This is a genomic window from Alphaproteobacteria bacterium GM7ARS4, assembly GCA_014332745.1.
In the GTDB taxonomy this organism is placed as follows: Bacteria; Pseudomonadota; Alphaproteobacteria; order GM7ARS4; family GM7ARS4; genus GM7ARS4.
Map to the genome: position 1 here is coordinate 540,022 of JACONL010000001.1, position 9,227 is coordinate 549,248.

General features: G+C 53.4%; 7 protein-coding genes. 3 read left to right on the plus strand and 4 right to left on the minus strand.

Going from position 1 to position 9,227, the window contains the following annotated elements:
- Positions 1–63 precede the first annotated feature (63 nt).
- Positions 64–1,029 (plus strand): KpsF/GutQ family sugar-phosphate isomerase, encoded by a 966-nt coding sequence (locus tag GDA54_02635; protein ID MBC6497203.1) that lies wholly within the window; start codon positions 64–66, stop codon positions 1,027–1,029.
- 17 nt (positions 1,030–1,046) lie between these two features.
- Here GDA54_02635 and GDA54_02640 read toward each other — a convergent pair whose 3' ends face one another.
- From GDA54_02640 to GDA54_02650, 3 genes are read right to left on the minus strand one after another with little or no spacing between them, the layout of a single operon-like run.
- Positions 1,047–2,330 carry a DUF21 domain-containing protein gene (locus GDA54_02640; protein ID MBC6497204.1) on the minus strand — a complete coding sequence of 428 codons (1,284 nt, stop codon included), beginning with the start codon at positions 2,328–2,330 and terminating at the stop codon, positions 1,047–1,049.
- Between the two features lie 11 nt (positions 2,331–2,341).
- Positions 2,342–3,523: a 3-dehydroquinate synthase gene (gene aroB, locus GDA54_02645; protein ID MBC6497205.1), complete on the minus strand. Its 1,182-nt coding sequence runs from the start codon at positions 3,521–3,523 to the stop codon at positions 2,342–2,344.
- Positions 3,499–4,065, minus strand: a complete 567-nt coding sequence (locus GDA54_02650) for a shikimate kinase (GenBank protein MBC6497206.1) — start codon at positions 4,063–4,065, stop codon at positions 3,499–3,501. The genes aroB and GDA54_02650 overlap by 25 nt, the downstream gene beginning before the upstream one ends.
- Before the next feature lie 102 nt (positions 4,066–4,167).
- Here GDA54_02650 and GDA54_02655 point away from each other — a divergent pair, with 102 nt between their 5' ends.
- Complete coding sequence (locus tag GDA54_02655) at positions 4,168–6,192, plus strand: DHH family phosphoesterase (protein MBC6497207.1); 2,025 nt, start codon at positions 4,168–4,170, stop codon at positions 6,190–6,192.
- On the opposite strand, the gene GDA54_02660 is transcribed toward GDA54_02655, so the two are convergent.
- The gene (locus GDA54_02660) at positions 6,180–8,597 is read right to left on the minus strand and encodes a TonB-dependent receptor (GenBank protein ID MBC6497208.1); all 2,418 of its coding nucleotides are present in this window, start codon (positions 8,595–8,597) and stop codon (positions 6,180–6,182) included. The genes GDA54_02655 and GDA54_02660 overlap by 13 nt on opposite strands.
- A 348-nt stretch (positions 8,598–8,945) precedes the next feature.
- Between GDA54_02660 and GDA54_02665 the strand changes: the two genes are divergently transcribed.
- The coding region (locus GDA54_02665) for a hypothetical protein (GenBank protein ID MBC6497209.1) at positions 8,946–9,227 on the plus strand (282 nt) is incomplete at its 3' end.

The window sequence follows — 9,227 nt, forward strand, 5'->3', positions numbered from 1 at the left end:
CGCGCCTCTTCCCTTTCGACACTCTATGAGTCCCGTTCCCCTCTCGATGCGCCCACTGATGGGATGGCGTTGTTAGATGATGTGCGCGACACCCTGATAACAGAGGCAAAGGCTTTGCAGGATGTCGCCCATACGCTCGATGGCGATGCTGTGGAGCGCGCCCTTTCTGTGATGGGTGAGTGTGCGGGACGTGTTATTGTGACAGGCGTGGGAAAGAGTGGCCATATTGCGCGTAAAGTCGCGGCGACATTGGCATCCACAGGCACGCGCGCCTTTTTTGTCCATTCGGCAGAAGCCTGTCATGGCGACCTTGGCATGATAGGCAAGGGCGATGTCGTCCTTGCCCTGTCCAATTCTGGCAAGAGTCACGAGTTGATGTCCATTGTGTCCTATAGTCGCCGCTATACCATTCCTTTGATAGCGCTCTGTGGCGCGTCCGCTCAGGAGACAATGTTTTGTCGGGCAGCGGATGTGGCGTTGCTTTTGCCTTCTGTGGCGGAGGCATGTCCTCTCGACCTTGCGCCGACGACATCCACGACGATGATGCTGGCGTTAGGCGATGCGCTGGCGCTGGCGCTGTTGCGCTGGCGCGGTTTCTCTGAGGACGATTTTCGAGACATTCATCCGGGCGGCGGTCTTGGCATGCGTTTGCAGACCGTTGAGGCGTTGATGCACAAGGGGGATACCTTGCCGTTAGTGAGGATGGCGACATCGATGGGCGATGCTTTGCTCGTCATGACGAGCAAACATTTTGGCTGTGTGGGGGTTGTGGACGACAAGGGGGCGTTATGCGGTGTCATCACGGATGGCGACTTGCGCCGTCATATGCGCCATAGGATTTTAGAAAAGGAGGCGGGACAGATCATGACACGCCATCCTCACACCATAGAGAAGGGGGCGTTAGCGGTATCGGCATTGAAGGCCATGAATGACGCATCGATCACGAGCCTTTTTGTGACGGATGGCGACTCCCTTGTCCCGTGTGGCATTCTCCATATCCATGATTGTTTGCGCGCTGGTATCAGCTGAGTCGACAGGGCGCGTCTTTATGGCGAGTCCTCCTCTGGCGGCGCTGGAATGGGTTTGATACGCACCGTGCCGATACGCCTCTTGGTGGCGGCGAGGATGGTGAATTCGAATCCGTAGAAACGCATGCGTCTTTGGGCTTGGGGAATGGCGCGCGCTTCATAGGTAATGAGTCCGCCAATGGTGGCCGCTTCATCGTCTGGCAGGTCCCATCCCATGAAGCGATTAATGTCGCGCACCGTGCTATGCCCTTCGACGATGATAGAGCCGTCTTTTTGTTTTTGGCTTATCTGTGTGGTTTTCGTGTCTGACTCGTCTCGAATATCGCCAACAATTTCTTCTAAGATGTCTTCGAGGGTGACGATTCCCATGAGCGTGCCATATTCATCGATAACCATAGCGCTATGTTCATTTTTCAGTTGGAATGCCCTCAATTGATACAGGAGGGACGTCGACTCTGGAATGAACCATGGCTTATGGAGGATACGGACGAGGTCTTTTTCGTTGTGGGGTTGATTTTCCTTTTTCAGCAAATGTTTGACATAGAGGATACCGATAATGTTGTCGGCGCGTCCTTTTGTGATAGGGATACGCATATAAGGTGATGTGATAGCGCGTTCGATGAGGCTGTCGATGGGTTGTCCGATATCGAGGGCAAACATATCTTGTCGGTGGACCATAATATCGCCCACACTCACATCATCGAGGTCGAGGACACTACGGAGCATGAGACGTTCATCATGGTTTTTTGTCGTATCGCCATGGAGGTCGATAGCGCCAAGGAGTTCTTCTTCGTCTTTTGTCTTTTGTGAGGGGGCGAGTTTGTCGCGCCATGGGTAAAGGAGGATGGTGACGATGGCGTGGGCGAGGCGAGAAAAGGGATAGAGGACAAAGATAAGGATTCGTAAAAAGGGCGCGACAGCCATGCTGATATGGCTTGGCTTGCGCAAGGCGAAGGTTTTCGGCATGGTCTCAGCGAAGATGACAATGAGGGCTGACATGACGATGGTGGCGAGGATGACGCCTGTTTCTTCGCCATACAGGGTGATAAACAAGCTGGCGGCGAGGGCGGAGGCGAGGGTATTGACGACATTATTGGCGAGGAGGAGGGTGCTGATGAGACGTTCCTTATCTTGTTGTAGTTTTTCGACCAGACGCGCTCTCTTACGTCCTTGTTTAACCCATCGATGGATACGTAACTTGGAGGTTGCGGTGATGGCTGTTTCTGTTCCTGAAAAGAAGGCAGAGCATGCCAAGAGCGTGATGATGGTCGTGGCGATAATGAGGGTGGAGGTTGTTGTCATGAGGTTGTGTGCTATTGGGGGGTGGTGCGTTGTTGGGTGAGATAGTGGTCGAGGGTTTGGCGTATGGGGTCGATGGGACATTGGGGGGCGATGAAGGCTTTGCCAATGGCGCGCATGAGGATAAGCGTCATGGTGTTTCCTCGATTTTTCTTATCCCGTTGCATACATGTCAGCAAGGTGTCGGTGGTGAGGCTTGTGGCGGGCGTCCATAATTGTTCGGGGAGGAGCTGGTGGCGTTCGAGATGGGCATAAAGGCGTTGTTCTAGCGAGGGGGGGGCGTGCTTGAGGGTGACGGAGAGGCGCGCGGCGAGAAGGAGACCGATAAGAACGCCTTCGCCATGGAGGAGAGACTCGTCAAAGGCGTTCGCGGCTTCGAGGGCGTGGCAGAAACTATGTCCTAGATTGAGGAGGGCGCGTTGTCCTTGTTCTTTTTCATCATGCATGACGATGTCCGCCTTCATGGCGGCACAATGGGAGATAGCATACAGGATGTCGCGTCCTTCGCCTTGTAGGAGTGAGGTGGCATGCTGGTCGAGCCATTGGAAGAATGGTTCATCTTTGATACATGCATATTTCAATATCTCGCCATAGCCAGCGGTGATATGGCGTTGAGGCAGGGTTGTGAGGGTCGCGCTATCGCAGACGACTCGCCGCGGTTGATAGAATGTGCCAATGAGATTTTTGCCATGACGGCTGTTGATGGCGGTTTTTCCGCCAATGGCGCTATCGACTTGCGCCAAGAGCGTTGTCGGCACATGGATAAGGGGGAGCCCTCTGAGCAAGAGATTTGCGGCGACGCCGCCCACATCGCCTATGACGCCGCCGCCTAATGTGATGAGGATGCTGTCGCGCGTGATATGGGACGACAAGGCATGCTCGCATATGGCGCGTAAGGCATCATAGGATTTGAGCGACTCAGAAGAGCCACCATAGTCATGGCGGTCGAGGACACAGCATGTATGCTTGACCTTGTGGCGTGTGAGGCTCTCACAGAGCTGTGCGCCATAGAGGTCATAGACAATGGTTTCGCTGACGATGAAGGCGTGGGGAGGGGCGGCGGACGTGCTCTGTTGTGTGCTGTGGTGAGTCTCAAGGACGTGCTGTCCGATGGAGGGGAGAGACTCTCGGCCGATGATGATACGGCATGGTGTCTCATGAAAAGGTATCTCTATGACGTGCTGTTGCATGACCATTCTTTATGCTGGACATAATGTTGTAGGGCGTCAAGGGCTTGTCGTGTCGTTATATCGGGTTTTTCCATAGAACAAGGACAACGGATATTGGCTTGGGCATAGAAGGGTTGTCGTTGCCTGTAGAGTGTGCGGAGTCGATGGCGTGTGTTCTTGCCATGGAGGAGGGGGCGATGCGCGTTTTTCCTTGCTAAACGTTGGGTGAGGATAGGCAGAGGCACATCTAACCATAGGCTAATGGCATGTTGTCGTGTGATGGCGTCGCGTATGGCTTTTTGGATGAAGGCGCCGCCACCGAGAGCAACAACGGACGCTGGTCGTTCGAGGATGGTGTGGATAATGCATTCTCTTTCATAGTGACGAAAGACATCCTCGCCATGGCGACGGAAAATATGTTGGATGGACATGCGGTAACGTTGTTCTATGACGGCATCGCTATCGATGAAAGGCATGGGGATGATGGTGCTGAGTTTTTTTCCTATGGTCGTTTTTCCACATCCCATCATGCCCACGAGGACAATGATATGCTCTTTGAGGCAGGACATGCTTTGTTGACGGGGTTCTTGTGTGTGCAAGGGTATGGTCCTTCTTGTATCCCGTGGCGTTTTGTGTCTATATAGACTGATGTTGGCGTTCATGTCCATACCATGCATGGTCAAAGGCGCAAAGAGAGACAATGTGCCGCCTATGATGATATGATGAAGGAGACGATGGTAAGAGCAGGGGACGTCCCTTTGGTGCAAGGCCATGAGTCGGTCTCAGGCTGTGCTTGGCATCGTCGCGCCAGCTCGATGGAGGATGAAAAGCGCCTCTCACAGCATTATGGCATGTCGGCAGTGATGGCGCGTCTCTTAGTGAGTCGTGGCTATGGCATTTCTGACGAGACGGACGCTTTGTGGCATGGCGATGGTTCTTGGGAGGATGGCGTCGCATGGCTTGACAGCATGGCGTACGAGCGTTTTTCCCTGTTGCCTCTGGTGGCACAACGATGTGTGGAAGCACTGAGCAAGGGTGAGAAGATAGGCCTCTTTACCGATTATGATGTGGATGGGGCATGTTCGGCCGCCATCCTTGACCATTATTTACGTCGCTTCTGTGCGCATGGTATCGTGCGCGCTGTGCCAGAAAGGGTGCGTGAGGGTTTTGGCCCCAACGCCCAGCGGATAGAGGCTTTGCGCGCCAGCGGTGTTCGGCTCTTGTTCGTGTGCGATTGTGGCAGTGCCGACAAGGCCTTTTGGTCGCCTTACACACAGGATATGGACATTATCATCTTTGACCACCACCGCATGCATGAGGATTGGGGGGATGGGGAAGACGGCTGTTGGGTGGTGAATCCGCACAAACGCGAAGGGACAGAGCCTTCATCCCTAGCCTATCGCCATGCCTGTGCCACAGTGTTGTGTTTCATGTTTGTTGTCGTTCTCTCGCGCCTTCAGCGCACGATAGGACAGCATGCGTCTATCGGGCGCATGGGGCGTGTCGTGCCATCAACGCGGGATATGGTGGGTTATACGGGTTTTGTCGCGCTCGCTATTATCTGTGATGTGGTCTCTATGGATAGGCATCATCACAGGCTCGTTCGTTTGGGTTTGCGTGTCTTAAATAGTGCGTGCTGTGGCGACATCACACCCCCTCATGAGACTCGTCCCTCCCTGTGGGGAGAACTCTATGCGGGGCTCTGTCATCTGATACGTTGTGCGAGGGTGGGGTTGCCTGTGGATGAAGAGACGTGTGCCTATGTCATCGGTCCTTGTTTGAACGCTGGTTCGCGTTTGGGTGAGAGCAGGCGCGCTTTAGATATGTTGGTTGAGGGTCGTGCGTCCGATGCTGAGCGTCTTTATCATGTGAATAAGCGCCGTAAAGCCATGCAGGCGCAATGGAGTGCGCGTTTCATGACAGAGAAGAAAGACAATGATTGTGTCTTGTGGGATAAGGCATGTCCCATTGGCATTCTGGGTTTATTAGCGTCCATGCGTGTGTCGAGGTTTCATCGTCCGTCTTTTGTCTTTGGACAGCGAGAGGATGGGGTATGGGTTGGCTCATGCCGTAGTGTTAGGGGGGTGAATGTCGAGGCGTGGCTGTGCGAGGCTGTCGCCACTGGCACTTTGTGGCGTGGCGGTGGACATGCGATGGCAGGCGGTATGTGCGCGCGGGACGAGGCGCAGTTACGTCTCTTTGCTCATTTTATCGAGGAAAAATGGGACAGGATGGCTGGTGTTCTAGCGAAACCCGTCTTATGGGTTGATGGCGTGATGGGTGGACTGGTGGCGAGACATGACCGCAAGAAGGGCCACAAGAAAAGTGAGACGGCGCGCATCCCTGTGGACTTTACGTTGTGGGACGATATGGCGCGTTTGCGTCCATGGGGGGTGGATTATCCCGTGCCGTGCTTCATGTTTTCGTCCATGACGATCGAGTCGATACGTTTTTTCGGTGACGGGCAAGCGCATGGCGCATGCCGTCTACGTTCCTCCATGTCATTGGGGCATGGCGAGATAGAGGCGGTGGCCTTTCATTGTTGGCAGAGTGGCTTAGGCGCCTTTCTTAAGCGCTATGAAGGCAGAGCCGCGCGCTTTGCAGGCCATGTCCGTTGCGAGATGGTGGCTGGCATGCGCCGTCTCCGCCTTCACCTTGTGGATGCTGCGCCTATAGAGAGCGTTCAGAATCGGTAATTGACGCGTCCCAAGAAGGTGCGAGGCGCGCCTGGCCCCAAGAATCGAGGGCTACGTCCTCCCGCATCTAACTCAGGTTCGGCGATAATCCCGAATGTTTCATACTCTTCATCCAACAGGTTATAGACATCGAGATGCACATCGAGATTGTCGAAGAGCTGATACCCCGCCTTGAGATTAAAGACGACAGCGCTAGGAATGGGGTCGAAAGCATTGACGTCATCTCCCCTGAGATATTGTCGAGCGGTATAAATGCCCTCGACGCCAAAGGACACATTGTCAACAAAGAGGGTGATACCGCCCTTGATGTTATGGCGCGGGATACCGGGGATGGCGTTGCCTTTCTTCACATAACAGCCATCGTCATCGCACAGCGCGTCATCCAGATTTTCATAGGCTTCCCCAGAAGGCAGGACTTCATCCGTTCGATATTCGGCATCGACGAAGGCATAATTGAGCGCATAGCGGAGGCTCTTCGTTGTGCCTTGGACACCGAATTCGATACCTTGTCGGCGCGTGCGTCCAGCGTTGGTAAAATACCCTGTGCCAATGGCGTTGCCAGCGACAAACAAGATGTCATTGTGATTATGTCCGCTGAACAAGCTCGTATGCCACTGCCATGTGACAGAGGCATCGGTATAACGCCCTCTCATACCCAATTCATAGGACCTATTGACGACATGCTCCAAAGGAGGGTCTGCGAGAAACGCATTAGGGAGGCGACATGGTTGTTCGGGATCAGCGCATGCCAGCTCGCTGGCGGTGGGTGTGCGATTTCCTTCGCCATAGCGCCCATAGAGCTGAAAGAGCGGCGACACACGCCAGAGGAGTGAGGCACCGGGGTTGTAACGGCTATAGACATGGTCGCCGTTCAGGTCATTATTATGCGCGCCTCCTGTATTCTCCAATTCGATAGTCGTGCGGTTATAGCGTCCATCAACGGTAAGTGTCAGTGCTGACAAGAGTTCATAGCTCGAGGTGAAGTACGTCCCGACATGATGTTGAGTCGTTTCCAAGTCCACAGGCGTCTCACCGCCAACGAGCAAGGCGAGAGAGCTCACGCCCCTTGTCGCATCGAACATGCCTAGCGTTGTCTGGCTATGATACTCAACCTGTCCATAATGGTAGTTGACCCCAAAGATAGCAGAGAATGGACGTCCATAAAATATGTCGTCATAGTGCGCCTGCCCTGTGAGGCTTATATCACTGCTTTCGGTGGTGCTTGTGTTGAGGGCGGCAATGTCGTCATCATCGAGGCCATCGGGTAAATCATCTTCCTCTAAGGCGTCGCCCGTGCTGAGGATAATGGCGTCCTCCACATCATCGATATCTGATGCTTTGTTGCCATCCTCATCGAGGCAATCCCCATCAGCATCCACAGCATCCTCATCGGTGACAAAGAATTCATCGCCTCCTACGTCACACTCTTCCGCTTCGAATTCGTCTCCGTTCAGTGTCGAACGTTCTCGCAGACGGACATGGGCGTTGCCTCGAAATGTCCACTTGCTATCCATGATATATGACGCTTGGGTGGCGAAGAGGATATTTTCGTTTTCCGTCCTATCGGGATGGGTATAGATGGCGTCTCGGCCCTCTACGGCCAAGAGATCTTCAGGAGTCGGCCCATTCCCGACGAGTTCGGAATCGCTGGCGCTCACATTGAGAGACCACGTCAGTTTGTCAGTCTTCTTTGTGACATCGCCATAAATTTGTCCGACACGGCTAGAGGAGAAGTCGCGCCACCCATCCTCGCGGAAATATGTTCCGCCCAGATAGCTTCCCCATGTCTTGTCAAAGCTGACATGTCGAACTTCGACAACATTGTTGGATTGGGCGAAAGAGCCGCCACTGAGCGCTATCTGATGATGGGGCTGGGAAAAGGCGTTCTTCATGTTGACGCTGATAGCACCGCCGATGGCGTTCAGGCCAAAGACAGGATTCGCCCCGGGAATGACCTGCACGCTCTCAATGGCAAATGTCGGGAGTGTGTCCCACTGAATAACGTCACCGAAGACGTCATTGAATCGACTACCATTTTGGTAAAAGGCAATGCCTTGAGGACTCCCCAAGAGAGGCGATGCAATATACCCTCGAAGAGATACGTCCTTTTGGTAGGGATTGTTCTGCACATCATGGATTGTCAGTGAACCCAATTGGCTATGAATCATGGCCGCAAGGTCGTTGCTGTTATACGTGTCAGGCTGGACGATGTGGACATTGTGTGGCACATCATCGACCACCATCCCACTATGGTGCAGGGGGGTAGGCGCATGGACATGAATTGTTGGCAATTCTGTTGTTTCTGCGTGTCCTGTCCGTGATATAGGCAAGCACAGGAGAGTCATGGCAGCGACGACCCCTATGGACCGCCTCCAGCGCACGGATTGTTTTTTTTCAAAAGACATAGTCGGAGACCTCCAGGATTTTTGGTTAAAAGAGCACCTCCTTGTTGCTCAAAGCATAGGGCAAGAGAGAATAAAAGCAACGCTAAATATAAACGTTAAATATATACGTCATAGAAGGCAGGCGATACCATCACGGCATGAAATTCTTTACATGACGATAAAGCTTGTGTTAGGGTGGCTTTGCTTTTATAACGGAGCGGCAACGATTCCGTTTGCATGAGGATGGCGTTTATGCTTTAATCCGTGAAAACGGGGCAGGAGTGTTCACAAGAAGGAAGTGCAAAACAAGAAGACCTATCAGGAGGAAGTAGAGAGATGTTTTTTTATACGAGGAAGGAGCGTGTGGGTATGATTTTTCGTGCCTGCGTTGGATTATGTGTTATCTCTGTGGCGGGTGTTTTAGGGCTGTATGACACGTCTGCCAGGGCTGAGGTTCAGTTATTAGGCAAGGAGGGTTGGCGTGTGACGTTGGATGGTTCTGTCAATGGTTTTGGCGTGTATTCGACGCGTGGTGTTGTGGAGAATCCGGGCGGTCATACCTTAGCGGGTGGTCCTGTTGCGAATGGCGATACTTTTCGTGTTGCCAGTGGTTTATTGCCTGCGGTGTTTGCGTTTAACGTGCATGCGCCC

What these genes read in the sequence shown, in the direction of transcription:
- GDA54_02635 (MBC6497203.1), top strand. Translation starts at nt 64, where the DNA reads ATGGCGTTGTTAGATGATGTGCGCGACACCCTGATAACAGAGGCAAAG.
- GDA54_02640 (MBC6497204.1), bottom strand. Translation starts at nt 2,330, where the DNA reads ATGACAACAACCTCCACCCTCATTATCGCCACGACCATCATCACGCTC.
- aroB (MBC6497205.1), bottom strand. Translation starts at nt 3,523, where the DNA reads ATGGTCATGCAACAGCACGTCATAGAGATACCTTTTCATGAGACACCA.
- GDA54_02650 (MBC6497206.1), bottom strand. Translation starts at nt 4,065, where the DNA reads ATGTCCTGCCTCAAAGAGCATATCATTGTCCTCGTGGGCATGATGGGA.
- GDA54_02655 (MBC6497207.1), top strand. Translation starts at nt 4,168, where the DNA reads ATGCATGGTCAAAGGCGCAAAGAGAGACAATGTGCCGCCTATGATGAT.
- GDA54_02660 (MBC6497208.1), bottom strand. Translation starts at nt 8,597, where the DNA reads ATGTCTTTTGAAAAAAAACAATCCGTGCGCTGGAGGCGGTCCATAGGG.